A 25883-nucleotide genomic window follows, 5' to 3' on the forward strand; every position below is an offset into this window, starting at 1 on the left:
TTAGCTGGTCGCCGTGGCCGACCTGGTGCAATCGTTGCCTGACCTCATCCGTCGCTGGCAGGCGGGTTGGGGTGTGTCCCAAGGATTCCGTCCTGCCGAGCAGGCCCGGGGCGGGCTGCATGTTCTGCTCGAGCGCCCGGACCGGCATCGCGAGATCATCGCGATGGACCCCGACGACGATCCGGACTCCCTGCGCAGTCTCGCCGGCGAGGTGGCCGCGGCGTCGCGCCCGACGTGGCTGACAGTGCCGACGAACCGGCCCGAGGCGGTCGAGACCATCGCGCGCGACGCAGGACTGGAGCTGCGAGACGAGCGCGAATCGCTCATGAGCAGCCACCTGCACCAGCATCCACGACGCTCGGCTCCGCCGCCCTACACGTGCATCACCACCGTGGACGGGCCGGTGGTCGAGACCGTCGTGCGGCATCCCCGCTCAGGCGTCGCGGCCAGAGGCACCATGGCGGTGGTCGGCTCCGACGCGATCGCGGACCGGATCGAAACCGTCCCCGATCATCGTCGCCGCGGCCTTGGCCGCGTGGTCATGAGTTCACTCTCGGAACACGCCGCAGCGCGCGGGGCGACGACAGGGATCCTCATCGCCACCGCGGACGGCCAGCAGCTCTATTCGGCGTTGGGCTGGACCCGGCACGCCACCGTCCTCATCGCCCAGTGTCTGTCCGCGAAGACGTCGTTCGTCGGTGGGTGACAGGTACCGAAAGAAAAAGGGTCAGCTCATGACACACGGGTCAGGCGCGAACGTGCGCGATCAGCCCGCCGACCAGAGCGCCGAAGCCACCGATCCCGGCTATCGTCCGGACCAGGTTCCACCGCTCCCAGACACCCTCGAACTTCGACCGCAGTGCCTCGAAGTCGGTGTTGTCGCCGTCGAAACCCGCTTCGAGCGCGTTGTTCAGCGGCACGTTGACCGCCATCGTCACGATCAGCATCACCAGCAGCAGGACGAATCCGGCGATGATCCACGGCAGCGCGGCCCGCAGGTCCGACTTGAAGTGCAGTGCCGCCGCCACCGCGGCGAGCAGTGGTGCGCCACCGAAGCCGAGTGCGAACCAACCGTTGAGGATCGCGATGTTGATCTCCCGCATCCCCGTCACATACGTCCGTGCGTCGGCCCGCGCCAACCCCGGCATGACCGAGCACGTGTAGGCGTAGAATAGCCCCGCGATCAATCCCGCCGCGATGACGGCCGCGATCAGGACGATCTCGCTCAGCGTCGACATTCCCGTCGCCTTTCTTCCGATTACCGCTTGATTCATCGATTCCAGACCCCAGTGGCCGCGGCCTTCGTGGCGTAGTCGGAGAAGTCCCTCGCGGGCCTGCCCAGTACCTTCTCGACGTCACCGGTGAGCGATTCGTTCCGGCCGTCGAGGACTCGGGTGAACAGGTCGGTCAGTCCTTCGATCTCCTCTTCCGGCACACCCTGCTCGGCCGCCCCAGCCGCGAACTCCGCCGCGGAAACCGGAACGTACCGGACATCCCGCCCCGCAGCCTTGCCGATTTCCGCCGCCGCGTCCGCGAAACCCAGCAAACGGGGCCCGGTCAGCTCGTACACCTCGCCGTGGTGCCCGTCGGTGGTCAGTGCCGTCACCACGACGTCGACGATGTCCTCGACGTCGATGAACGGTTCGGTCACCTGCCCGGCGGGCAGGACGATCTCGCCTGCCAGCACCGGTTCCAGCAGGAAGTGCTCGCTGAAGTTCTGTGCGAACCAGCTGGCCCGCACGACCGTCCACTCGGCACCGGAGTCCCGCACACCCTGTTCGCTGACCACGGCTTCCTCCTCGCCGCGGCCGGAGAGCAGGACCAGCCGGGAGACGCCGTGTTCCACGGCAAGTTTCGAGAAGTCGCGGATCGCCTCGGCCGCGGCGGGGAAGGCGAGGTCGGGGTAGTAGGTCACGTAGGCGGCGCTGACACCGGTGACCGCGGTGGTCCAGGTCGACCGGTCGTTCCAGTCGAACACGGGCCGCGAAGCCTTCCGGACCGCGATCCCGAGGTCGGTCAGCCGCTGCGCCACCCGGCTCCCGGTCTTGCCCGTCGCGCCGAGGACCAGGACCGTCTCGTTGTTCTTCGTGTTTGTCATGGCACTAGTCAACCGTCTCGGAATGAGACGGAACATAGTTCAGAGGCTCTCTTCCATGTTTCATCGTCTACACTTCTCGGCATGGATCCCCTCGCCGGTCTGCTCGACGGACCCCGCGCCCGCGGCGCGTTCCTGCTGAAGTCGGTCATGACCCCGCCGTGGTCGCTGCGCATCGAGGACGAGGCGCCGCTGACGGTGATGGCACAGGTCCGCGGCGAGTCCTGGGTGGTCCCCGATCGCGGCGACGCCGTCCGGCTCGGCACCGGCGACATCGCCATCGCCCGCGGCCCGGATCCGTATCTCGTCGCGGACGACCCGGCCACCCCGCCGCAGGCGATGATCCTGCCGGGACAGGAATGCCTGACGCCGGAAGGAAAGCACCTCACCGAGCTGTCCGATCTCGGCGTCCGTACCTGGGGCAGCGACCCTGACGGCCCCGTCGTGCTGCTCACCGGCACGTACCCGCTGGAAGGCGAGATCAGCAAGCGGCTCCTCAGCGCGCTGCCGCCGATGCTCGTGGTGCGCGACGACGAATGGGAGAACCCACTCGTGTCGCTGCTCGCCGGGGAGATCGTCAAGGACACGCCGGGGCAGGAAGCCGTCCTGGACCGGGTGCTGGACCTGCTTCTGGTCGCCGCGCTGCGGACCTGGTTCGACAGGCCCGGCGCCGAAGCACCCGCCTGGTACCGCGCGCACAGTGACCCCGTCGTCGGACGGGCGCTGAAACTGTTGCAGCACAAGCCTTCCGAGCCGTGGACGGTGGCGAGTCTCGCGGCCGACACCGGCGTCTCCCGGGCCGCGTTCGCCCGGCGGTTCACCGCCGCGGTCGGCGAACCGCCGATGGCGTATCTCGCGAGCTGGCGGATCGCGCTCGCCGCGGATCTCCTACGCCAGCATCCCGACGTGACGATCGGCGCGGTCGCGCGGCAGGTCGGCTACGGCAGTTCCTTCGCGCTCAGCACCGCGTTCAAACGCGAGCACGGCGTCAGCCCGCAGGGTTACCGCGCCGGCGTCGCGTAACGCTCGACCAGTTCCGCGCCGATCCGCGCGAGTTCCTCCTGGACCGACGGCGGGCCCAGCACCTCGATCATCGAGCCCCAGCCGGCGAGCTGCTGGGCGATCATCCACGCCACCGGCGCCGACACCGTCACCCGCACCCGCCCGTCGTCGAGCGTCTCCTCGACGCGCGCCTGCCGTCCGAAGTGGTCCTGGAGGATCGGCAGATATCGCTCGGCGATGAGCACGGTCGCGTCCAGCCCCGAACGACGCCGCTCGACCTGATCGACCACCTGCTCCCAGGCCTGTGACAGTTCGAAGTCGTCCGGCCGCCCAGCGGGCAGGTCGGTCACCTCGACCTCGGACATGCGATCGGCCCGGAAAGTCCGCTGGCCCTTCTCGGTACCGGCGATGAGGTACCAGACGTCGTCCTTGTCCACGAGCCCCCACGGATCCACGACCCGCTCGACCGGTTCCGAGCCCTTCTTCGCGTAGCCGAACCGGACTTTGCGGCGCCGCACGATCCCGGCTTGCAGCACGGTGAGCGGTTCCGGCCGTTCCTTCTCCCTCTCGCCCCACCGCGACGGGTCGATGACGACCGCGTCGGCGGCCGCCTGGGCGTCGGCACGGAAGGTGTCCGGCAACGCCCGGACCAGCTTCCGCAGCGCGGATTTGACCTCGGGCGAGATCGCCGCGGCCGGGCCCGCGAGCAGGAACAACGCCTGAGCTTCCGACGCCGACAGTCCACTGAGGTCGGTCCGCGCGCCGCCGACGAGTGACCAGCCGCCACCTCGACCGGGTTGCGGATACACCGGGACTCCCGCCGAGGACAGCGCTTCGAGGTCACGCCTGGCTGTCGCGATCGAGATCTCGAGTTCGTCGGCCAGCTCGGCGGCCGTGACACGGCCGCGGGCCTGCATCAGCAGGAGGGTGGCCACCAGGCGATCGGCACGCATGCGCCCAGTCTCGCAGGCAAACCGCTCACCTGATGCGCACTTTTCACCCTCGCGTTTCGTCCTCTGAATGCGGTAGTTCTCGATGCCAACTACCGCATTCAGAGGACGAAACGCGACTACCAGTGAGCGGGAGCGGAAACGGAGTCGGGAAGTTTCGTCGTCGCGTCGCCCTTGGCCGCGTCCAGTTGCGACTGGATCAGGTACAGCGCGTCGCGCAGGTCCGCGCCGCGGATGTCGGCGTCACGCAGATCCACCCCGATGACGTCGGCCTGCCGGAGATCGGCTCCTCGCAGGTCCGCGCCGATCAGATAAGCCCCGCGCAGCAGCGCGCCGCGCAGGTTCGCGCCTTTGAGCCTCGCACCGATGAGGTCGGCGCCGCGCCGGTCCTTCTTCTTGCCGGGCACCCCGGCGCGGGCGAGTTCGCTCGCGCGCAGCAGCAGGCCGTTCACGTCGCCCCGGTGCGTGTGGACGTTCGTCTTCCGCAGCACGCCGGGCGTTTCCAGGGTCATCCGCTCGGTCCGGTCGATCATCCCGGCCAGATCGTCGCGGATCGGGGCCGACGTCGGCAGCGCGGCCGCCTCGGTGAGGTAGTAGAGCAGCTCGTGGAGGTCCCGCATCACCGGGAAGACCGCGAACATCGACTTCGCCGTCTTCGGCGCCTTTCGCCAGTCCTCGCCCTCGAAGGTGACCTGGGAGACCTTCTGGCCCGCACCGAAGCAGTCATAGACCGTGCAGCCGGTGAAGCCCTTCGTGCGGAGCTTGTCGTGGATGCCGCACCGGGAGTCCTCACGCAGGTTCGGGCACGCCTGGCCCGCCGGTTTGGTGATCGCGAAATCGGCCGACGCCGCGAAGGCCGGGACGACACAGCACAGGCCGAAGCAGTTCTCGCAGTCGGCGCGCAGGGCGGAAAGGGCTGGCACGGTGGTTCGGGCTCCAGATGCTCGGCAGGTGTTCCATCCACAGGGTACGGAGGGGCGGGGGTGCACTTTCCGTGCAGGGCACCCGCCGCCAATGGCCGCCAGACGAAGGTCTGGTCCTGCCCCATTCAGTCGATATCGGACATGCCGAACGCTCCATAACCTCGATCCCCATGGGATCGGCAGATGCCATCCCATGCGGTCGAGCTGGGCCGCTTCCGCCGCTGTGGTCTTGACCGGCCGGTCCCCTGCGAACGACAGGACGAACACATGCGAGAGATGAGACAAGCGCGTTGGCTGTCCCATGCCGGATTGGCGAGCGCGGTCGCGGTGGCGATCAGTGTGACCGCCGCTCCCGCGCAAGCCGCCGAAGGACAGATCCTCGCCGCCGGGTCCGCCGAGGCGATCCCGAACAGCTACATCGTCACGCTGAAGGACACCGGCGTCGTGGGCGCGCTGGCGAACCGCTTCGGCGCGAAGGTGGAGCAGGTCTACAGCAGCTCGCTCAAGGGCTTCTCCGCAACGCTCTCGGAGCGGCAGGCCAAGCGGCTCGCCGCCGACCCGTCGGTGGCGTCCGTCGAGCAGAACCAGGTCGTCCACGCGGACGCGACCCAGACCAACCCGCCGTCCTGGGGTCTCGACCGCGTCGACCAGCGCAACCTCCCGCTCGACAACAAGTACAGCTACACCTCCACCGGCGCGGGCGTGAACGTCTACGTCATCGACACCGGCGTGCGGATCAGCCACCAGACCTTCGGCGGCCGGGCCCGCAACGGCTACGACTTCGTCGACAACGACGCCGTCGCCCAGGACGGCAACGGCCACGGCACCCACGTCGCCGGCACCATCGCCGGTTCGCAGTACGGCATCGCCAAGGGCGCCACGGTCTACGGCGTCCGCGTGCTCAACAACTCCGGCAGCGGCACGACCGCCGGTGTCATCGCGGGCATCGACTGGGTCACCAAGAACCACGTCAAGCCCGCTGCGGCGAACATGAGCCTCGGCGGCGGTGCCTCCACCACGCTGGACGACGCCGTCCGCCGGTCGATCGCCGCGGGCGTCACCTACGGCGTGGCCGCCGGTAATTCCAACGCGAACGCCTCCGGCTTCTCCCCCGCCCGCGTCACCCAGGCGATCACCGTCGGCTCGACCACCAACACCGACGCGCGGTCCAGCTTCTCCAACTACGGCAACCTGGTCGACATCTTCGCGCCGGGTACGAGCATCACGTCGTCGTGGAACACCAGTGACACCGCGACGAACACCATCAGCGGCACCTCGATGGCGACCCCGCACGTGGTCGGCGTCGCGGCCCGCTACCTGCAGAACAACAAGACCGCCACGCCCGCGCAGGTGGCCACCGCGCTGATCAACGCGGCCACCACGGGCAAGGTGACCAACCCGGGCTCCGGTTCCCCGAACCGGCTCCTGTACTGGGCGCCGACCGCCTGACCGAGCGAGCCCCTCGTGAGTGGTAAGTGACGTTAGAACGTCACTTACCACTCACGAGGTCCGAAACGGCGCTACAGCACCTTGCGGATGCTCGGCACCACGGCCGCGAGCCCGGCGGCGTTCGGGTGCAGCGGCGCGAAACTGTTGTTCACCACCGACGGGATCAACCCTTCGATCCACTTGACACCGATCGGCTGGCAGGCGTCGTGGCCGATGCTCGGCGTCCGGATGTCGACGTACTTCGCACCGTGCGCGGCGGACTGTTCGGCCATCCGCGCGTTGAGCCGGTCCATATTGGCCTGGATGTAGTCGGCGTCCTGCGGCAGGACCGGGACCAGCGGCCAGCAGCCGCGCGGTTTGATCCCCGTCGGGTAGCCGACCATGACGATCTCCGCCCGCGGCGCGCGCTGGCGGATCTGCTCGATCACCGTGCCGTACGTCGCGGCGAAGGCGTCGATCTTGGTCGCGTACTTGTCCACCCCGCCCGCGGTGTTGGCCGCCTTGCACGACGCGCCCACCGGCAGCAGGTTCACGCACGACGTCGCGAGCCCGACCAGCCCGATGTCGTTGCCGCCGATGCCCACGGTCACCAGGGTCGTGTCGGCCGAGAGCGCGTTGTACTGCGGCGGGTTGGTGCCGGAGATGATGCCCTTCTGCGGATTGGTGAAGTCCGAGGTGGTCGCGCCGCCGCAGGTGACGTCCCGCAGTTCGTCGACCTTGATCTCCTTCGCCAGCAGGGCCGCGTAGTTGATCGCGGACCGGGCGCAGGTGAACAGATCGGACTGCGGCAGGACCACCGAGCCCGCCGAGAACGAGTCACCCATCGCGACGTACACCTGTCTCTCGGCCGCGGCGAGAGCCGGTGTCCCGATTCCGACGAGGGTCAGTGCGGTGCCGGCCACCGCGGCGATCAGAGCGAGTCTTCTCAAGTGGGAACGTGTCACAGCCACCTCCAGCATGCGTCGTCGAATGCTGCGGTCAGGGTCCGCCGGGAGCGGGTGAACCACTAGAACGGAGGCGCGCGTTCCTGATCGGAGTTTTGTAGGTTGCCTCTATGACGAAGGCGTCGGCACGGCCGTGGCGCCGGCTGGACGCCTCCGTGCTGACCCGGCTGGGGCCCGACACCGCCGCCATCGCGGCCGCCGCGATGGACCAGGTCCGCGCCGGGCTGCGGACCCCATTGGACGACCGGACCGTCGCGAACGTCCAAACCACCCTCGACGTCGCGCTCGACGCCTTCTTCGCCGAGATCGGCCAACCCGACAGCACCACCGACTGCGAGGTCTACCGGGCGCAGGGCCGGGCCCAGTTCACCGCGGGCCGCAGCCTGGAGGAGATGCTCGGCTTCTATCAGTCGGCGGCTCTCGGGGTCTGGCGGCAGCTGACCTCGGCGGCGCCCGCAGTGGATCTGCCGACCGAGGCGATCGTCGAACTCGGTGAGGCCCTTTTCGCCTTCATCGCGGAACTCTCGGCCGCGGCCGCGGAGGGCTACGCCGAAGCACGGTCACAGGCGGCACGGGCCGGGCAGGCCTTACGAGACCGGCTCCTCGGACTCCTGCTCACCGAACCGGCGGCCGACCCGGACCAGCTCGACGGCGCCGCGAACCAGGCCGTGTGGGTGCTGCCCGGGAGTCTCGTCATCGCCGTCACCAGCGGCGACGTCGCACCGCGGTTGCTGGACCGGATGCCGGGACGGGTACTGGTCGGCCGTCATCACGACCTCACCGCCGTGGCCATGCCCACCGACCGGATCGAGTGGTACCTCGGCCGGTTGCGGGATCTGCTCGGCGACGAGCAGGCCGGGGTGGGCCCGGTGGTGCCGTTGCGTTCGGCCGCGCTGAGCGCCCGCCGGGCGACCGCGTTGTGGCGGCTGACCCGCACCGGCGCCCTCGGCGGCGAAGCCCTCGTCCACACCACCGATCACGGCATCGATCTGCTGCTGACCGCCGATCCCGAACTGGCCGCCGAGTTCTCGGAGGACGTTCTCGCGCCACTGGCCGAGTTGCCGGAACCGGCGAGGCAACGGCTCACCGCGACCCTCACGGCCTGGCTCGCGCGGCCCGATCAGCCACAGGCGATCGGCGACGAGCTGCACGTCCACGTCCAGACCGTCCGCTACCGGATCCGGCAGCTGCGGACGCTCTTCGGTGGCACGATCGACGATCCGGCAGGCCGCTTCGCGCTGGCGATCGCGCTGAGGATCGACCCGCTGGTCACGACGCGCTCAGAGCGGGACGTCCATCCGCTGCGTCCCGACGACCGATAGCAGCCGCAACGCGTTCTCCGACGGAGTGCCGGGGTCGGCGGTGTAGATGACGACCTGCTGGTCGCGGTCGCTGATGTCGAGCACGTCGCAGTTCACGCTGACCGGGCCGACCACCGGATGCCGGAACGTCTTGCACAGGGTGGGCGCGGCGCAGACGTCGTGCGCGGCCCACAGCCGCGCGAAGTCCTCGCTGCCGTCGAGGAGTTCGCGGATCAACCCGGTGACCTCGGGATCGTCGGGGTAGCGGCCGGCGGTGGCGCGGAGATTCCGGACCGCGCTCGCGGAGAACTCTTCGACGTCGGACACCCCGTACAACCGCCTGCCTTCCGGCCTCGGGCCGAGGAAGGCGCGGCGCACGAGATTGCGGTCACGTCGTGGCAGTGCGGAGAAGTCCTCCATCAGCGCCGCGGCGAGGTCGTTCCACGCGAGCACCTCGTAGGTCGCGGACAGCACGATCGCCGCCGCCTGCGGAAGACGCCGCAACAACGCGAGAATGCTCGGCCGGACCTCCCGCGACGGGCCGGGCGGCGGCCCCGGTGGCGCACCGGCGAGGTGGTGCAGGTGATCGCGTTCCACATCCGACAGTCGCAGCGCCCGGGTCAGCCCGGCCAGCACCTCGCGCGAAGGCCGGGGACCGCGCGCCTGTTCCAGCCGCGTGTAGTACTCGGTCGAGATGAACGCCAGCTGCGCCACCTCCTCGCGACGCAGCCCCGGCGTCCGGCGGCGCGGCCCGGCGGGAAGGCCGACGTCGGCAGGGGTGATCCGCTCGCGCCTGCTGCGCAGGAAGTCCGCCAGTTGTCGTCTGTCCACCTCTCCAGTGTGGACGATGCCGGGGCGCCAGCCAGGTACCGCCGATGCCTGGATAGGCGCCGAGGGCGGGTGAAGTCTCGGTGCCATGACCAACACAACGACTGTTTCGGGCCTGCTGGACGGCAAGGTCGCCTTCGTCACCGGTGCCGGACGCGGGATCGGAGCCGCCGCCGCGCGGCTGTTCGCCAGGGAGGGCGCCAGTGTCGTACTCGCCGCCCGCACCGAGTCCCAGCTGAAGGCGGTGGCCGAAGAGATCCGCGCGGAGGGTGGCGTCGCGGACCATGTGGTGTGCGATCTCGGCGACGCGGCGAGCATCCGTGCGGCCGTCGGCCGTGCGGTGGAGTTGCACGGCAGGCTCGACGTCGCGTTCAACAACGGCGCGACGAACGTGCCGCCCGGCCCGATGGACCGGGTGACCGAGGCCGATTTCGACCACATCTACGCGGTGAACCTCAAAGGCCCCTGGCTGTCGATGCTCGCCGAGATCGAGGCGATCCGGGCCACCGCGGGAACCGGGGCCATCGTCAACAACACCAGTGTCGGCAGCCTGATGGCCAACCCGGATCTCCCCGCGTACGGCGCGATGAAACGAGGCGTCAACAGCCTGACCGCCTCGGCGGCCGTCACCTACGGTCCGGAAGGGATCCGGATCAACGGTGTCGCCCCCGGTACGACGATGACCGAGATGTTCAACGAGTGGATGGAGAGCTCGCCGGGCATCCTCGACCAGCTCAACGCCCGGACCCCGCTCGGGCGCGTGGCCGAACCCGAGGAGATCGCCCAGGCCGCCGCGTGGCTGCTGAGCGACCGCGCCTCCTACGTGACCGGCACGGTCCTGCGGGTGGACGGCGGCATGCTGTCCTGAGCCGGCCCGGAAAGCGGGTGGTAGCGCCTGGGCTACCACCCGGTGTCGCGTCGTCCCCACCACGGATCGGCGGGCAGGCTCCATGGTTCAAGACGCAGCGGACGGCGAGGCTGGACTCGATCGATCCGAAGTCTTCGAACAAAGGAAATGCATGTCGAGAGTGGCTTCTGTGCGCCGCAACCTGGTCCGTGCCGCCGGTGTCGCGCTGGTGGGAGCTTTCTGCGGGATCGCGGCGGCCGGCAGTGCCGATGCGGTGGTGAACGGGAAGAACTCCACCGAGCGCTATGAGTTCATGGCCTCGATCCCGGAGGTCGTGCCCGAACTCAACAACGCCAAGGGTGTCTGCGGAGCGGTGCTGATCGACCCGCGGTGGGTGGTGACCGCGGCGCATTGCGTCGACCCGGGGCGCAACCCCGCCAGGCCGGAAGGGACCGTGCGCATCGGCAGCGAGCGGCGCACCTCCGGCGGCACCGTGCGCACGATCGACCGTTGGGTGCGCCATCCCGGATATGAGCCGGGTTCGCCGAACAAGAACGACATCGCGCTGGTGCGCCTGGATCGGCCGGTCTCTCAGCAGCCGATCCGGATCGCCGATCGTCCCGGCCGTCCCGGTACGCCGACCCGCTTGATGGGCTTCGGGACCACGGTCGACACCGCTGACATCACCGAAGCGGTGTTCCCCGAGCGGCTCCAGCAGCTCGACACCCGTCGCGGGGCAGTGTCCGAATGCTCGCCCGGCTACGCGGATTCGACCCGGCTGTGCACCGTCAGCCGCAAGCGTGGCGCGATGGCGTGCATGGGTGACTCCGGCGGGCCGCAGGTCCAGCGCGGGAACCACGGGCGCTGGGAGCTGATCGGCGTCACCTCCGGTCCCGGCGACGACGACGTGCCCTGCGCCAACGGTCCCGGCCTGTACACCAGCGTGCCCGCCTACGCGGACTGGATCCACCGCACCATCCACGGGCGCGGCTGATTCCACCTGGGTCTCCGGGTAAGGGTGTCGAGCACGCCCTCACCCGGAGACCTTTCCTGTATCGGGCTCCGCTGACGCCGGCTTCTCCGAAGGGTTGTCGCCGAGAAGAATCAGCAGCAGGTCATCTCGCAGTGGTGTGGTCGGTTCCGTTGTGGCGGCAAGCGCACGCTTTCGGATCCGGGACAGGGTCACGGTGACCTGATCGTGCAGCGCCTCGGATTGGCTGATCTTGACCTGGGCAGTGGCGAGTTGCCCGCGCGCGGCGGTCAGCTCGGTCTGGACCTCCGCGAGTTGTGTCCGTGACGCGGTCTCGCGTGCCGTCTGCTCGGCGACGGCTTCCCGGTGGCGGGCATCTTGATCGCGTAGCTGCGCCCGGACGGCGTCCAGCTCCGCGGTCAGCTCGCGCTTCTGCGTGTCCAGGAGTCGCTCCCACGTCTTGCGTCGCTCGTCCGCTTCGGCCAGGGCGGTCCGCGCGGCGTCTCGTTCCGCGGTTCGTGTCGCCAGTTCCTCACCGCGAGCGGCGAGTGTGACAGCCAGCTTGTCGGCCCGGGTCCGCTGTTCCGCCGCTTCCTCGGTGACCTCTTTCGCGCGTTGCGTGATCACCGCGGTGGCCGACTCCGCTGTCGCCTGCGCCAGCTGGGCGGCGGACCGGGCCTCGACCGCCTCGTCCGCGGTCGCCTTGGCCAGACTCTCGGCCTGCGCAGCCACCCGAGCCGCTTCCGCTGCCTGCTCGGCGGCCTGTTCGGCCTCGGCCGCCCGTTCCAGCGCGACGTCTCGCTGCCGGTCCGCTTCTGCCGCGGCCTCCCGGGCGGCGTCGGCCTGGTTGACGGCCGATCCGATCTCGTCGCGTAGGTGCGCGGTGACGGCGTCGAGTGCGTTGCTCAACGTGCGCAGCGGGCCGGTCACCGCGGCGGCGGCTTGATCGAAGGCTTGCCCGGCGTCGGTCAGCGCCCCGGCCGGCACGGCGTCGTCGCCCAGCGCCTCCCGTAGAGCCTGTTCGGCCGCGGCCAGTTGCTTGCAGCTTTTCCCGCCCGGCCACGTCCGGTCCGGGCAGAACTCATAGGGCCTGCCTCCGCGCGGTCCCGGTGGCGGCAGCGGCTGGCGGCACTTCCGAAACCCGCATCGTGCCTGCTCCGGCACATATTCATCGACAACCGCGCCCTCGTTCTCACCCATACCCAGAGCTTACCTTGTTAGTTATACAACCCATAACCCAGGTTGCAGTACTGCTAACTTTAACTGTACTTAGCTACAGAAGATACATTTTGTAGCTAAGTTCCGATCGGCCCGTTTTTCCTCTCGATATCGCCTAGGAAGCGCCCGATCGCCCGCCGAATCAGCGACCTGAAAACGCGTTTGCCGTTACCGCCGGTAACAGGCAGAGTCGGCGGTCCCCTGATGGTCACCCCGTTTCGTCACGGTGACGATCCGAAGCCGCCGCGATCGCTGTGAACGCGACCACTACGGTGATCGGATGAAACTCCTGTCCGGCGCCGATTCCGTCGCTGTCTCCCCCGGAGAACTCGCGGGCGAGAACGAAGTCTGGCCGGGGGTGGCGGATCCGGCCGGCCTGCTTTCGGGCATCACCGAGTGGTTGACCGGGTATGGCAACCAGCAGACCCGGCGGACCTACGCGGAGGGACTGGGCCTGCCGGTCAGTGCCGACGACATCGGCGCCTGGGTACAGCCCGACATCACTGCTTCGGATCGATGGGCCCGCGCGGTGGCCGACTACGCGCAGGCTGTCATCGTGGCGCCCGCGACCAAGCCGGCGCGGCGGGTGGGACCTCCGCCCGCAGGCCGGGGACGGTTGCGGGCGTGTCACTGGCTGCGGTGGTGCGCGGCCGGCGGCGTGGATCCGACAGCGGCCACCTCGGCACAGGTGAAGAAGTGGCTGAGCGACCTGGAAAACGCGGGGGCGGCGCCGTCGACGCGGGACCGGATGTTGGCCACGGTGAAGACCATGTACGCGTCGCTCGCGGATGCGGGTGTGGTGGCGGCGAATCCTGCGGCACTGGACAGGCGGCGGCTGGGGCTCACCGCGGCGGCGGCGAGTACGTCGGCGACGGTGACACTGACGACGCGGCAGGTAGCGGCGTTGCACCGGGCGGCCGGGGCACCGCGCAGGGGTGCGAGCGCGTGTGACGTCGCCCGTGCGGTCGCGATCGTCGCGTTGTTCACGCTGGGGTTGCGGGTCAGCGAGCTGTGCGGTCTGGACGAGGCCGACCTGCACGTCACCCGGGGGCGGCGGGCGCTGCGGGTGCGCGGTAAGGGCGGGAAGGTCCGGGTCGTCTACCTGAGTGTGCCCGCGGAGAACGCGCTGCTGGAGTATCTGGCGCTGCGCGCGGACGGGGCGGGATCGGCGATCGTGGCGGGCAAGCGCAGCGGTGCCGTGTCGGACCGGCCGTTGCTGGTGACCCGAGGTGGACGCAGGTTCGCCAGGCAGGCGGTCTGGCAGTTGCTGCGCCGGGTCGCCGCGAGCGCCGGGGCGGATCTGGCCGGTGTGGCGGAGATGATGCACCCGCACGCGCTGCGGCACTTCTATGTCACCGCCGCGGTGGAGGCGGGGGCGTCACTGGAGCACGTGCAGGCCGATGTCGGTCACGCCAGCATCGACACCACCAGTGGCGTCTACGACCACGCCGCCCGGGACCCGGCGCGAAGCGCGGTCGACCTGGTCGCCGACGCGTGGCATCCGGCATCGACCTGACACGGGGCGGGAAAACCCGTTGGCGAATCGAAGTGATCGTTGCTAGCTTTCCAGGGACCGTGCGACAGAACGAGGAGGTGGTACCCGTGAACCTGATGACATGGGTGCTCCCCTCTGGGGTCACGGTCGGGCGATAGGTCGTCCGGGAGCGCCGTTTCTGAGCACTCCCGAAAGGCACGACCATGCACTTCACTTCCGAACAGCGCCTCGACGGCGACGTCCTCGAGCGCGAGTTCACCCTCGGCGAGATCCCGGGCGTTCTGTGGACTCCCGGGTCCGTCTCCGCTCCGGTTCCGCTGATCCTGCTCGGTCACCCCGGCGGACTGGGCAAGATGCACCCCCGCCTGGCGGCCCGGGCACTGGGCACCGTGGCGGAGGGCTACGCCGCTGCGACCATCGAGCTTCCCGGAGCCGGCGACAGGCCCCGTTTGGCCACCGTCGACGAGGCCCGCGCCGACCTGCAGCGAGCCGTGAGGGCAGGCGAGCCGGTCACCGAGGACGTCATCCAGAGGCTCGTTCTCCCGCTGGTGGACCAAGCGGTCCCGGAATGGCAGGCCACAGTGGACGCCCTTCTGGCGCTACCCGAGATCGACGGTCCGGTCGGGATCGCGGGCGGGGTGACCGCCATCGGCGTCCGGCTGGCCTTGGTCGAGCCGCGGATCGCGGCCGCCCTGCTGTTCGCGGGGAGTTACGTGCCCCGCAGCACGTTCGACGAGGCCCGGCGGCTCACCATTCCGCTGCATGTCCTCTTGCAGTGGGACGACGAAGGGAACGACCGGCAGCAGGCCCTGGACTTGTTCGACGCCTTCGGCTCGAAAGAGAAGACGTTGCACGCCAACATGGGTGGACACACCGGCGTGCCGCAATTCGAGAGTGAGCCCGGGAACCGGTTCTTCGCGCGGCATCTGAAGTAACGCCTCGGGAGTGGTGTGGGCAGTTCCGACCATCCTCACCACTCCCGAGTGTGGCTGGCGGTCGTGTGTGGAGGATTTGGGACGTTGAGCGTCCGGAATCCTCCCCCGTCACCTCGTCTGCCGCCGGACATGACCGGCACGATCTTGATCAACGGAGGATCGAGGACGTTGAGTGTCCCGGATCCTCCGTTGATCAAGGTCCGAGGCAGGGGCGGTCCGGGCAACGGCAGCCGCGGAACCGCCAACCCTCGCGCAGGTCAGGCATAGGTCGGTAAATGCTGGTCCGCTCCGACCGTCCTCACCACTCCGAGTTTCGTCAGACAGCCTCAAGTACGAAGAACAGGAAGCTCAGGAAAGCCTTCCGTCCCGCGAGTTCCTCGGGGAACAGGTCGTACGCTTCCGGCGCCGGAGGAGGCTCGCTGACGACGGCTGTCCGGAAACCGGCCGCGGCGAAGGCGTCGGTCATCGCGTGCAGCGGACGATGCCAGTACGTCAGCACGGCCTTCTGCCCGTCGAAGGTGTACTCGTCTGTCCATTTGACGGTCTTGAAGTAGTCGGCTTCGGGGTGGATCAGCTTGTAGATGATCGGGTGGTTGACCGCCAGGATCAGCCGTCCGCCGGGTTTCAGCACGCGCCGGATCTCGGCCAGCGGCGCGGTCCAGTCCTCCAGATAGTGCAGGACGAGGGCCACGACGACGTCGTCGAACGCGCCGTCGGGGAATGGCAGCGGGCTGTCGATGTCCGCGACCCGGACGTCGGCGTCGTCACCGAGCCTTTGCCGGGCCAGCTCGACCATCTTGGCGCTGGAGTCGAATCCGGTCACGATGGCGCCCCGGTCGCGCAGGGCTTCGGTGATCGGGCCCGCGCCGCAGCCCGCGTCGAGGATCCGCCGGCCGGACACGTCCCCGGCCAGGTTCAAGATCGCGGGTCGCGTGTAATACGCGTTGTTGAGACTGGTCTCGTTCTCGGCCGCATATGCCTCGGCGAAGCTGTCGTAGTCGTTTTCCGCGACCTCGGGAGTGGCTGACATATGGCCCAATATGGCACGACTCACCAGGCGCTCGCCGGGTCTTACTTGTCGGCCGCCGCGTACACCAGCTCCAGGACTCCGGAGCGGAACGCCTTGCTTTTCACCAGGCGCAGGTTCAGCGGCTGATCCAGTTCCGGGAACAGTGGCGCCCCTTTGCCGGTGGCGGCGGGCAGTACCCACAGGTGGTACTCGTCGACCACGCCGAGCTTGATCAGGGAGTGCAGGAACTCGGTACCGCCGGCGGCGACGAGGTCCTTGCCGGGTTCGGCCTTGAGTCTGGCGATCTCCTCCGCCGTGTCACCGTCGGCGATCCGGGTCTCGGGCCAGTCGGCGGATTTCAGGGTGCGGGAGAACACGACCTTGGGGATCTCGTTCATGGCCTTGGCGGACGGGTGCTCGGAGCCGGGCCAGTATTCGGCCATGGCCTCATAGGTGTTGCGGCCCATGAGGAAGGCCCCCGCGTCCCACAGCTGACTGACGAAGTACTCCTCCTGTTCGGGGTCGTCGATGCTCATCATGACGTCCCGGATGCCGTTGTCCCCGTCCGCGCTCTTGCCGTCGAGCGAGACGTAGAAACCCAGGATCAGCTTTCTCATCGGGTGCCTTCCCATTCCTTGCCGGCCTGTCCGCGACCACTTTCCCCCCGAATACTTCAACTGTCAAGACAACTTTCGTTGTCGGTGGCGACTTGCTCAATTCCACAAGATCGAACACTTTCGCAAAATCCCAACCATCTTTCGTTGACTTCGTGCAAAAGTTCTCGCTAGCTTGGCGTGACGTGGTTGTTGCGCAGCGGAGCCAGGAACCGCGCCTGCCGAGGAGGAGCCCCTATGCGGCTGCCCGTCGCCCTGCTCACCGTGGTCCTGGCCGTCGGGTTTCCCGCCCCGGCCATCACGCAGCTCGACAACCCGGCGCAGCCCGACATCCCACCGCAGGAACCGGGTGTCACGATGCGGGTGTTCGACATCCAGGTCCCGCTGGACAAGTACTGCACCCTCAAACCCAGCCAGACACCCAACGTCGACAAGCTCATGCCGACGATCGACTGGTCCACGCCCGAACAGTTCGGGTTCGCCGACCGGTTCGTCACCGAGGTGACCGGCTACCTCAAGACCGGCACCGCGGGCACCTACGATTTCCAGCTCACCAGCGACGACGGCGCCCGGTTGCTGATCGGCGGCACCCAGGTCATCGACCACGGCGGCAAGCACGGTGCGACGCCGAAGGACGGTTCGATCCAGCTCGGCGCCGGCGATCAGCCCCTGCGCATCGACCATTTCGACGCGGACTACGACCAGCGGCTCAAACTCGAATGGAAACCGCCGGGCGCGAGCGGTTTCAGCCTCGTGCCGACCTCGGCGCTGAGCACCGACGCCGACGTCACCCGGGTCACCTCCCCCGGTCGCAAGCTGTGCGAGGGGGTCGACGAGTCACCCGGCGACGGCTTGCCGCTGAACGCGGTCCATCCGAACTACACGCTGACGGACCTGCGTCCCAAGGGTTTCGAGCCGCAGGTGACCGGGATGGACTGGTTACCCGACGGCAGGCTGGCGATCTCCACCTGGGGAGGCGGCCGCGAGACCGTGCTCGGTGAGGTCTATCTGCTCGACGGGGTCACCGGCGCGACCGATCCGTCCCGGGTGACCATGAAGAAGATCGCCGGGGATCTCCGGGAGCCGATGGGGCTCAAGTACGTCGACGGCATCGTCTACGTGTCGGAGAAGCATCAGCTGACCGCGCTCGTCGACACCACCGGTGACGAGGTCGCCGACGAGAAACGCAGGATCGCGACCTGGCCGTTCGGCGGCAACTATCACGAGTTCGCGTTCGGTCTCCTCTACCGCGACGGGTTCTTCTACGTCACGACGGGTATCGCGATGATCCCCGGTGGCGCGACCGCGGATCCGCAGCCCGTGCCGAATCGGGGATCCGCGCTCAAGATCGAGAAGGCGACGGGGAAGGTGTCCTCTGTGGCCGGTGGGCTGCGGACGCCGAACGGCCTCGGCTGGGGCCCCGAAGGCGACGTCTTCGTCACCGACAACCAAGGCTCGTACGTGCCGACGTCGAAGCTGGTGCGGATCAAACCGGGCCGTTTCTTCAACCACCACACCAATCCCGACGGCCCGTTCGACGACCGGCCGGTGACGGAGCCGGTGCTGTGGATGCCGCACGGGGAGATCTCCAACTCGCCGAGCAATCCCCTGATCCTGCCCAACGGGGTGTTCGCCGGGCAGATGATCTTCGGTGACGTGACCTACGGCGGTCTGCAGCGCGCGTCTCTGGAGAAGGTCGGCGGCGAGTACCAGGGTGCGGTGTTCAGGATGACGCAGGGACTGGAATCGGGCGTCAGCCGGATCAGTCTCGGTCCGGACGGCGCGATCTACACCGGGGGCATCGGCTGGCAGGGCAACTGGGGCCAGGAGGGCAAACTCAAGTACGGCCTGCAAAAGCTGTCGCTCACCGGCACCGACGCGTTCGACTTGCGGTCCGTGCACGCGATCCGCGGCGGGTTCGAGATCGAGTACACCCAGCCGTTGCCGGAGAAGACCGCGCTCGACCTGGCCTCGAAGTACAAGGCGGCCCAGTGGCGGTACGTGGCGACGCCGCAGTACGGCGGTCCGAAGGTGGACGAGGAGACCTTGAAGGTTTCCTCGGCGGCATTGTCCGGGGATCGCAAGAAGGTGACGCTGAAGGTGGACGGTCTCAAGCCCGGCCGCGTGGTGCACCTCCGCTCCCCTCGTCCCTTCGCCGCGGAATCCGGCGCGGAGCTGTGGAGCACCGAGGCGTGGTACACGATGAACAAGCTGCCGGACGGCTCGGTTCCGCCGCCCGAATACGAAGCGGAGTCGGCCCAGCTGGCCGGCGGCACGGGCTGGAACACCGATCACTCCGGCTTCTCCGGTGCCGGGTTCGTCGATCGCAACTGGGAGCCGGGTTCGAGCACCACATTCGCGGTGGATGTCGCCAAGGGCGGGCGCCACGATCTGGCCCTGCGGTACGCGAACGGGCCGAACCCGAGCCCGGATCCGGTGAGCAAGTCGATGAGCTTGTACGTCAACGGCAAGAAGCAGAAGCAGATCTGGCTCGCGAGCACCGGAGCGTGGAACCAGTGGGCGACCCATGTCGAGTCCGCGGAGCTGCGGCCCGGGGCGAACTCGATCGCGTTCGTCTACGAGGCACAGGACACCGGGCACGTGAACCTCGACAAGCTCACGGTCACCCCGGCCAAACGGACGATGCTGTTCGACGGCAAGAACCTCGACGCGTGGGAGTCGGCGAGCGGCGGCCCGGCGACCTGGCCGGTGTCCGGCGGCTCGATGGAATCGGCGGGCGGTGACATCCGGACGAAGGAGACGTTCGGCGACTTCCGGATGCACGCCGAGTGGTATCAGCCGAACTATCCGCCGGAGCAGACCGGGCAGGCCCGCGGCAACAGCGGGGTCTACCTCCAGGAGCGCTACGAGATCCAGGTGCTGGAGTCTTTCGGTGTCACGCCACCGAAGACGAACGACGCCGGCGCGATCTACACGAAGAAGGCGCCGGACGTGAACGCCGCGACCGCGCCGGGCACGTGGCAGACCTACGACATCGGGTTCCGCGAGGCACGCTACGACAGCGCCGGTGTCAAGATCGCCGACGCGCGGGTGAGTCTGTGGTGGAACGGGAAACTGGTGCACGACGACGTCGCGATCGACGGCAAGACCGGGGCCGGGCGTCCTGAGGAGCCGGCGCCGGCCCCGATCCGCTTGCAGGATCACGGTGATCCCGGGGACAACCCGAGGTTCCGCACCGTGTGGGTGGAACGGCTGTAGCCACGGCTCGGGAGCGGTGTCGCTGGAGGAGTTGTGAAAGTGGCTTTCACAACGATCAAGGTTGCGAGGACCGCGCTTGTGACCGGTGGGGCTGGTGCGTCATCTGTGGCCAGTGAGGCAAAAGCAGATGTGGCCGGGTTGGCGAATCTGCGCGACGCCGGGCCCTTTGGCGCCGACTGTGTGGATTTTGGGGCGTTGGATGACCAGAAATCCACACAGTCCCGCGTGACCGGCCCGGTCGCGAAGGGGTGTGTGGATATAGGGACGCTGAACGCCCCCATTTCCACACACCCTTCATCCTGAGCGACGCTCCGCGCCCTCAGCTGTCAAAGAACCCGAACCGTCACTCGCGACCACCTATGTCCTTACCACTCACGACCGTTGTCGAGGAGGGCGAGAAGCCGCTCCCAGTGGCGCTGTGATCCGGCGGCGTCGAAGGCGTCGGTGTCGGCCATGGTGTAGCCGTGGACGGTGCCGGGGTAGATCTCGCAGGTGTAGCTGACCCCGGCGGCGTCGAAGGCCTGACTGATCTCGGTGATGGCTTCGGGTGTCATGTCGCCCTCGGCGAGGCCGAGGTGGACTTTCGCGGTGAGGGCCGGGATCTGGCGGTGCGGGCTGTCGGGTTCTTCGGTGACCAGGGCGCCAGGGTGGAATCCGGCGACGGCGGCGATCCGGTCGGGGTGGGCGGTCGCGGTGCGCATCGCGAGGACGGCGCCCATGCAGTAGCCGATCGCGGCGACCGGTCCGGACCTGACCTCGGGCTGCGCGGTGAGGAAGCCGAGGTAGGCCTCGGCGTCGCTCAGGGCGCGTTCGGTGGTGTGTTCCTTGATGAGCGGCATGATCTGGCCGAAGAGCGTGGACCGGTTTTCGGCGGTGATGTGCTCGGGAAGGTCGAACACCGGTGCCGAGCGGTGCCGGTAGAAGATGTTGGGGACGAGGACGTAGTACCCGTGCCCGGCCAGTTCGCGGGCCATGTCCCAGAGGACGGGGCGTGGTCCGAAGGCGTCCGGGTAGAGGAGGACGCCGGGATGCTCGCCGCCGCCGTCGGGGAAGGCGGCGAAGGCGTCGGCCTGGCCGTCCGGGGTGGGAATGCTCGGCGTGATGGTGGGAATGACGCTTTTCCTTTCTCTCTACGGGGACGGCGGGGTCTTCGGCGCGGCGCGGACGTGCGCTCGTTCGCCTTGCCGTCCGATGAGGCTCAGGTACTCGACGGGACCGGCGCCGGTGGCACCGAACCAGTGCGGTGTCCGGGTGTCGAATTCCGCTGCTTCGCCGGGTTCGAGGATGAGGTCGTGGTCTCCGAGGACCAGCCGCAGGGTGCCGTTGAGAACGTAGACCCAGTCGTGTCCCTCGTGGGTGCGCAGGTCCGGCTCGGTGTTGTCGTCTCCACGCGGGAGGACGAATTTGTAGGCCTGGATGCCGCCGGGTCTGCGGGTCAGCGGCAGGATGGTCGATCCGTCCGCGCAGGCGATGGGGCGCAGGTTGATCCGGGGGTTGCCGGTCGGTGGCGCGTCGACGAGTTCGTCGAGGGTGAGGCCGTGGGCGCGGGCGAGTGGCAGGAGTTGCTCCAGGGTGGGACGCCGGAGACCCGCCTCGAGCCGGGACAAAGTGCTGGTGGAGATGCCCGTCTCCGCGGCGAGGTCGGCCAGGGTGATGTCCTGGCGCAGCCGCAGCTGCTTCAACCTCGGCCCGACGGCGTCGAGCGTGCGGCCCAGTGCCTCGTCCACGCTTCCAATTTGCCATTCGGCAACAAACTTTGCCACTTCGTCCTCGTGCTGGCCATGATCGGCGGAGACGAGCGGAGAGGAACGATCGATGACGCACGGGTTCGACAAAGAGTACTGGGAGGAGCACTGGCGCCTGAGCGGTGCCGGAAGCCCGCCGAATCCGTATCTCGCCCGCGAGCTCGGTGAGCTGAAGCCGGGCACGGCGCTGGACGCGGGCTGTGGCGAGGGCGCGGAGGCCACCTGGCTCGCCTCCCAGGGGTGGCAGGTGACCGCGGCCGACATCTCGTCCGCGGTGCTGGCCCGTGCCGCCGAGCGTGCGGGATCCGAGCATGTGCGCTGGGTCGAGGCGGACCTCGGCAACTGGGCACCGGAGACGAGATTCGACCTGGTCACGACCCATTACGCACATCCGGCGATGCCTCAGCTTGAGTTCTACGACCGGATCGCGGGCTGGGTGGCGCCCGGCGGCACGCTGCTGATCGTCGGGCACCTCCACACCCACGGCCACGGTCACCATTCCCCCGCCGAAGCGTCGGTCACCGCCGCGGCCGTCGCCGCACGGCTGGACGAGACGGCCTGGGAGATCGTCACGGCCGAGGAGTGCCGCCGGATCCACGGTGACCGGCAGGTTCCCTTGGAGGATGTCGTCGTGCGCGCAACCCGGCGCCCGTGAGCCGGTTGACGCGGGTCAGCCGAGCCGCAACCTGTCGGCCAGACCGGCGTCGGTGAACGCGGCGACGATGTCGTCGCGGCCTTCGGTGAAGTGCTCCCAGCTGTCCATGTGCACGGGGACGACCGTGCGGGCGCCGAGGATCCGCGTCGCCTCCGCGGCGAGGGCGCTGTCGAGGACGAGCAAGGCCCCGTCGAAGAGCGGCTTCAGCCGTGGGGCGCCGGCGAAGAGCACGGCGGTGTCGACCGGACCGAACTTGTCGGCGACCTGACGGACGGCGTCGAGCGAGGCGTTGTCGCCGCTGACGTAGACCGTCGGCAGGCCCTGGCCGGTGAGCACGAAGCCGGCGACCTCGCCGCTGATCTTCTCCGCGCCTTCGGGTCCGTGGAGCGCGGGTGCGGCGGTCACGGTGACCGCTCCCCCGTCCGGCCGGGTCAGTTCGACCGATTCCCAGGTCGCCAGCCCTTTCGCGGTGCCTCCCAGTCGGCCCGCGCCGCTGGGCGTGGTGAGGGTCAGCGGTACGTCGGCCAGCAGTTTCCGGCCGGAGTGGTCGAGGTTGTCGGGGTGCTCGTCGTGGGACAGCAGGACGGCGTCGACGTGGCCGAGGTCCGCGGGTGCGATCGAGGCCGGGGCCGTCTTGGTCAGGCCCGGTCTGCCATCGGGGCGGGCGTAGTGGCCGGGCTCGTCGAAGGTCGGGTCGGTCAGGAGCCGCAGGCCGCCGTAGTCGAGCAGCGCGGTCGGCCCGCCGAAGACCTGGACGGAGAGCTGGTCACTGATCTTGGTCATCGTTCACCTCACGGATAGGTTCTGGTTCTTCCGTGAGCAACGTTAGCCAGTTCTCACGGAAGAGTGCAAGAGTTTCCGTGAGGCTCTACCATGAGTTCGTGGACGACACCGATCTCGACGCCACTGCCCTGCCGCCCGCGCCGGGTGCCGGGGAGTACGTCGCGCTGGCGCTCGCCAACACCACGATCGCATTGCCGGGCGGCCAGTTCACCGATCTTCTCGGCACCCCGGCCGCCGCGACGGACTGGCTCGTCGCCCAGGGGCTCACCCCGGTCGACGCCGGCCTGCAGGAGATGTGCGCGGGGCTGGTGCGGTCACTACGGGAGCAGGTGCGGGTGCTGCTCGCGTCGAGGTCGTGTTCGGATCCGGCTCCGCAAAGCGCTCTCAACGCCGTCAACGAAGCGCTGAGCAAGGCGCCCACCGCGGAACTTCTGCGCTGGGACCCGGTTCGAGGGCTGCACCGGACCGCGTCGCATCCGATCACCCAGATCGTCGAACACGCGCTGGCGACGCTGGCCGCGAACGCCGCGGACCTGCTGACCGGGCCGGACGCGGAGCGGATCGCCGCCTGTGGATCGCCGCCGTGCACCCGGTTCTTCCTGCGCAACGGGCGACGTCAGTGGTGCTCGGTGCGCTGCGGTGACCGTGCTCGCGCCGCCCGCGCCTACGCCAAGCGCTCGCAGCCGGCCGGAGCGGCTCAGCGGTAGGACGCGAAGCGGTCCAGGAGCCCTTTCGGGGCGTCTTCGGCGAAGCAAAGGGCGAGATTGTCGGCGGATTCGGCCGCCGAGGCTTCACTGCGCGGGAACAACGCCTGCTCGTACGCACCCAGTGCGGCTTCGACGTCGCCGGGATGGGCGGCGAGGGCCAGGCCGAGTTCGGCGCCGTCGAGCATCGCGAGATTGGCGCCCTCTCCGGCGAACGGCGACATCAGGTGGGCGGCGTCCCCGAGCAGGGTGACGCCGGGGACCCGGTCCCAGCGGTGACCGACCGGCAGCGCGTGGATCGGCCGCGGGATCAGTTCGCTGTCCGCGTCGGTGATCAACGCGCGCAGGCCCGCGTCCCAGCCGTCGAAATGGCGCAGCACGGCGGTTTTGGCGGCGGCGGTGTCGCTGAAGTCGATGGTGGAGATCCAGTCCTCGGCGGTCTGCAGCGCGATGTAGACGTGGAGGCTGCCGGTGATGTCGTGGTGGGCCAGGAAGCCTTTGGCCGCACCGAGTGCGAAGAACATGCCACCACCGATGAGCGCGGCGCTCGCTGAGTGACGTTTCTCGGCGTCGTGGAGGTGCACTTCCACGAAGGAGATCCCCTCGTAGGCCGGTCGGGCGTCGGAGACCAGGGGCCGGACCTTGGACCACGCGCCGTCGGCGCCTATCAGCAGGTCTGTGGTGAACGCCGTGCCGTCGGCCAGGGTGACCTCGTGCCTGCCGCCGCCGAGCGGGCGCGTGCCGGTGACCTTGGCGCCCCAGCGCGCGGTGCCCTCGGGCAGCGAGCCGAGCAAGAGGTCTCTCAGATCGCCTCGGGCGACTTCGGGACGGCCTCCGTCGCCGTCGTCAGCTTCTTCGAAGTGCACGACGGCGTGCTGGTCGAGGATGCGCATGGCCTCGCCGCCGGGGTGCACGAGCGCTCGGAACTCGTCGTGGAGACCGGCGGCCCGGAGTGCTTCCTGGCCGGAATCCTCGTGGATGTCGAGCATTCCGCCTTGAGTCCGCGCGGACGGTGAGGCGTCGAGGTCGAACACAGCGGCTTCGACGCCGTTGACGTGCAGGACGCGGGCCAGGGTGAGTCCGCTGAGGCCGGCGCCGATGATCGCGATGGGGTGATGTGTGGTCATGTCCGATTCCTTTCGGGTGGTACGGCGGTGTCGGCGATGCCGGTGATCAGCACCTGCAATCCCCACGACATCCGCTGCGCGGGTCGTCCGGTGAGCAGGTCGGCCGCGTGGGCGGCGATCTGCGGGTGGGTCGCCTCGTCGGCGTCGCGCAGTGCGCGGGCCAGCGCGTCCCAGTCCTCCGGTGAGTCCTCGTCGGCGTGTTCGGCCGCGGTCGCCGTCGCGTATTGCAGGAGGATGTCGATCCCCCACGCACGCTGTTCGGGTGACACGTCGCCTTCGACGAGCAGGGTGAGCAGGTTTTCGCACAGTGCGAGGTAGTTCTCGCCGCTCGGGCGGGCCACGAGCGCGGACAGGGCGAGACCGGGGTACTCCAGCAGCATCGTGGTGTAGGCCGTGAGCAGCCGTTCGAGCCGGTCACGCCAGCTTCCGTCGGGTGACGGCGTGGGGATCGTGCCGAGGAGTTCGTCCAGAATCGCGGCGTGCAGCTCGGCGGTGTTGCGGACGTAGACGTAGAGCGAGGCAGCGCCGGTGTCGAGTTCCTGCGCCAGGCGGCGCATCGTGACCTTCCGCAGGCCTTCCTCGCGCAGGATCCCGACCGCGGCGGCGACGATGCCGTCACGGGTCAGCGCGGGCTTGGCCGGTCGTTCCCGGCGGCTCTTATCTGGTGCCATGCTCCCAGCTTAACGAACATGTTCGTTAAGAACACGTTCGTAGCGAACATGTTCGACGCAGGTCACATCGAACGCGTTTGTTTCTATTGAGCAGAAAGGGCAAAGGTGTCCTGTCGGGTGCCAGGTCCGTGAGAGGAAGGTCCCTTTCACCCCGGGTCGTCCGTCCTCGTGGGCGGCGGCGGAGTCCTTGAAGCGTTGCGAAAGCCACGTTCGCAACCTTCAACGTTGCGGAAGTGGCTTTCGCAACACCCGAGGTCGGCGTGCAGGCGAGCGGGCGAGCGAATGAACACGCCACTTTTGCTTCCAACGGGGGTTTGTCCGTCCACTGCGGACTGAAATGACGAAGGCAGAGAGATCAGCTCTCCCTGCCACTTCTAACGTATAACGCACCTGGGGGCT

At 68.7% G+C, this 25883-nt stretch carries 25 protein-coding genes; 11 read left to right on the forward strand and 14 right to left on the reverse strand.

Annotated features, from left to right (window positions below; translation table 11 throughout):
- The first annotated feature begins 13 nt into the window (after positions 1–13).
- Positions 14–706, forward strand: a complete 693-nt coding sequence (locus tag B0293_RS31630; RefSeq protein WP_005151275.1) for a GNAT family N-acetyltransferase — start codon at positions 14–16, stop codon at positions 704–706.
- A 40-nt stretch (positions 707–746) separates the two neighbouring features.
- Here B0293_RS31630 and B0293_RS31635 read toward each other — a convergent pair whose 3' ends face one another.
- Positions 747–1238 carry an anthrone oxygenase family protein gene (locus B0293_RS31635; RefSeq protein ID WP_005151274.1) on the reverse strand — a complete coding sequence of 164 codons (492 nt, stop codon included), beginning with the start codon at positions 1236–1238 and terminating at the stop codon, positions 747–749.
- Positions 1239–1270: 32 nt separating this feature from the next.
- On the reverse strand, positions 1271–2098 hold the full coding sequence (locus B0293_RS31640; protein ID WP_005151273.1) for a Rossmann-fold NAD(P)-binding domain-containing protein: 828 nt from the start codon (positions 2096–2098) through the stop codon (positions 1271–1273).
- An 81-nt stretch (positions 2099–2179) separates the two neighbouring features.
- Between B0293_RS31640 and B0293_RS31645 the strand changes: the two genes are divergently transcribed.
- Entirely contained in the window at positions 2180–3118 is a 939-nt protein-coding gene (locus tag B0293_RS31645; protein ID WP_005151272.1) for an AraC family transcriptional regulator, read from the forward strand.
- Here B0293_RS31645 and B0293_RS31650 read toward each other — a convergent pair.
- Together B0293_RS31650 and B0293_RS31655 are read right to left on the reverse strand one after the other, a co-directional pair.
- A complete protein-coding gene (locus B0293_RS31650) occupies positions 3097–4050 on the reverse strand; it encodes a helix-turn-helix transcriptional regulator (protein ID WP_005151269.1) in 954 nt (317 codons plus the stop codon). The genes B0293_RS31645 and B0293_RS31650 overlap by 22 nt on opposite strands.
- Positions 4051–4166: 116 nt before the next feature.
- On the reverse strand, positions 4167–4970 hold the full coding sequence (locus B0293_RS31655; RefSeq protein WP_005151267.1) for a pentapeptide repeat-containing protein: 804 nt from the start codon (positions 4968–4970) through the stop codon (positions 4167–4169).
- Between the two features lie 267 nt (positions 4971–5237).
- Between B0293_RS31655 and B0293_RS31660 the strand changes: the two genes are divergently transcribed.
- The gene (locus tag B0293_RS31660) at positions 5238–6419 is read left to right on the forward strand and encodes a S8 family peptidase (protein ID WP_005151265.1); all 1182 of its coding nucleotides are present in this window, start codon (positions 5238–5240) and stop codon (positions 6417–6419) included.
- 71 nt (positions 6420–6490) lie between these two features.
- Here the strand turns inward: B0293_RS31660 and B0293_RS31665 are convergent, their stop codons facing one another.
- Positions 6491–7321 (reverse strand): SGNH/GDSL hydrolase family protein, encoded by an 831-nt coding sequence (locus B0293_RS31665; protein WP_005151263.1) that lies wholly within the window; start codon positions 7319–7321, stop codon positions 6491–6493.
- A gap of 152 nt (positions 7322–7473) precedes the next feature.
- On the opposite strand from B0293_RS31665, the gene B0293_RS31670 reads away from it, so the two are divergent.
- On the forward strand, positions 7474–8685 hold the full coding sequence (locus B0293_RS31670) for a PucR family transcriptional regulator (RefSeq protein ID WP_005151260.1): 1212 nt from the start codon (positions 7474–7476) through the stop codon (positions 8683–8685).
- On the opposite strand, the gene B0293_RS31675 is transcribed toward B0293_RS31670, so the two are convergent.
- On the reverse strand, positions 8644–9495 hold the full coding sequence (locus tag B0293_RS31675; RefSeq protein ID WP_005151258.1) for a helix-turn-helix transcriptional regulator: 852 nt from the start codon (positions 9493–9495) through the stop codon (positions 8644–8646). The genes B0293_RS31670 and B0293_RS31675 overlap by 42 nt on opposite strands.
- Positions 9496–9580: 85 nt before the next feature.
- Here B0293_RS31675 and B0293_RS31680 point away from each other — a divergent pair, with 85 nt between their 5' ends.
- On the forward strand, positions 9581–10360 hold the full coding sequence (locus B0293_RS31680; protein ID WP_005151256.1) for an SDR family NAD(P)-dependent oxidoreductase: 780 nt from the start codon (positions 9581–9583) through the stop codon (positions 10358–10360).
- A gap of 151 nt (positions 10361–10511) precedes the next feature.
- A complete protein-coding gene (locus B0293_RS31685) occupies positions 10512–11333 on the forward strand; it encodes a S1 family peptidase (RefSeq protein ID WP_005151254.1) in 822 nt (273 codons plus the stop codon).
- Between the two features lie 39 nt (positions 11334–11372).
- On the opposite strand, the gene B0293_RS31690 is transcribed toward B0293_RS31685, so the two are convergent.
- Positions 11373–12509, reverse strand: a complete 1137-nt coding sequence (locus B0293_RS31690) for a coiled-coil domain-containing protein (protein WP_005151252.1) — start codon at positions 12507–12509, stop codon at positions 11373–11375.
- A gap of 298 nt (positions 12510–12807) precedes the next feature.
- Here B0293_RS31690 and B0293_RS31695 point away from each other — a divergent pair, with 298 nt between their 5' ends.
- Both B0293_RS31695 and B0293_RS31705 read left to right on the forward strand, forming a co-directional pair.
- Positions 12808–14043 (forward strand): tyrosine-type recombinase/integrase, encoded by a 1236-nt coding sequence (locus B0293_RS31695; protein WP_005151250.1) that lies wholly within the window; start codon positions 12808–12810, stop codon positions 14041–14043.
- Positions 14044–14225: 182 nt separating this feature from the next.
- On the forward strand, positions 14226–14957 hold the full coding sequence (locus B0293_RS31705) for a dienelactone hydrolase family protein (RefSeq protein ID WP_005151249.1): 732 nt from the start codon (positions 14226–14228) through the stop codon (positions 14955–14957).
- Between the two features lie 316 nt (positions 14958–15273).
- Here the strand turns inward: B0293_RS31705 and B0293_RS31710 are convergent, their stop codons facing one another.
- Together B0293_RS31710 and B0293_RS31715 are read right to left on the reverse strand one after the other, a co-directional pair.
- Positions 15274–15987, reverse strand: a complete 714-nt coding sequence (locus tag B0293_RS31710; protein ID WP_005151247.1) for a class I SAM-dependent methyltransferase — start codon at positions 15985–15987, stop codon at positions 15274–15276.
- A 41-nt stretch (positions 15988–16028) separates the two neighbouring features.
- Positions 16029–16583, reverse strand: coding sequence for a dihydrofolate reductase family protein (locus tag B0293_RS31715; protein WP_005151245.1), 555 nt, complete (start codon positions 16581–16583; stop codon positions 16029–16031).
- A 234-nt stretch (positions 16584–16817) separates the two neighbouring features.
- Here B0293_RS31715 and B0293_RS31720 point away from each other — a divergent pair, with 234 nt between their 5' ends.
- Positions 16818–19799 (forward strand): family 16 glycoside hydrolase, encoded by a 2982-nt coding sequence (locus tag B0293_RS31720; protein ID WP_005151243.1) that lies wholly within the window; start codon positions 16818–16820, stop codon positions 19797–19799.
- A gap of 365 nt (positions 19800–20164) precedes the next feature.
- On the opposite strand, the gene B0293_RS31725 is transcribed toward B0293_RS31720, so the two are convergent.
- Entirely contained in the window at positions 20165–20911 is a 747-nt protein-coding gene (locus B0293_RS31725; protein ID WP_039915469.1) for a dienelactone hydrolase family protein, read from the reverse strand.
- Positions 20912–20929: 18 nt separating this feature from the next.
- A complete protein-coding gene (locus B0293_RS31730; RefSeq protein WP_005151240.1) occupies positions 20930–21526 on the reverse strand; it encodes a helix-turn-helix domain-containing protein in 597 nt (198 codons plus the stop codon).
- An 88-nt stretch (positions 21527–21614) separates the two neighbouring features.
- On the opposite strand from B0293_RS31730, the gene B0293_RS31735 reads away from it, so the two are divergent.
- A complete protein-coding gene (locus tag B0293_RS31735) occupies positions 21615–22199 on the forward strand; it encodes a class I SAM-dependent methyltransferase (protein ID WP_005151237.1) in 585 nt (194 codons plus the stop codon).
- A gap of 15 nt (positions 22200–22214) precedes the next feature.
- On the opposite strand, the gene B0293_RS31740 is transcribed toward B0293_RS31735, so the two are convergent.
- On the reverse strand, positions 22215–22982 hold the full coding sequence (locus B0293_RS31740; RefSeq protein ID WP_005151236.1) for an MBL fold metallo-hydrolase: 768 nt from the start codon (positions 22980–22982) through the stop codon (positions 22215–22217).
- A 98-nt stretch (positions 22983–23080) separates the two neighbouring features.
- Here B0293_RS31740 and B0293_RS31745 point away from each other — a divergent pair, with 98 nt between their 5' ends.
- A complete protein-coding gene (locus B0293_RS31745) occupies positions 23081–23689 on the forward strand; it encodes a CGNR zinc finger domain-containing protein (RefSeq protein WP_005151232.1) in 609 nt (202 codons plus the stop codon).
- Here B0293_RS31745 and B0293_RS31750 read toward each other — a convergent pair.
- Positions 23680–24813: an FAD-dependent oxidoreductase gene (locus B0293_RS31750; protein ID WP_005151229.1), complete on the reverse strand. Its 1134-nt coding sequence runs from the start codon at positions 24811–24813 to the stop codon at positions 23680–23682. The two genes, B0293_RS31745 and B0293_RS31750, sit on opposite strands and share 10 nt — an antisense overlap.
- Positions 24810–25484: a TetR/AcrR family transcriptional regulator gene (locus B0293_RS31755; protein WP_005151227.1), complete on the reverse strand. Its 675-nt coding sequence runs from the start codon at positions 25482–25484 to the stop codon at positions 24810–24812. Before B0293_RS31755 ends, B0293_RS31750 begins: the two co-directional genes overlap by 4 nt.
- Positions 25485–25883 lie beyond the last annotated feature (399 nt).

The sequence above is a fragment of the Amycolatopsis azurea DSM 43854 genome (assembly GCF_001995215.1).
Classification (GTDB): Bacteria; Actinomycetota; Actinomycetes; order Mycobacteriales; family Pseudonocardiaceae; genus Amycolatopsis; species Amycolatopsis azurea.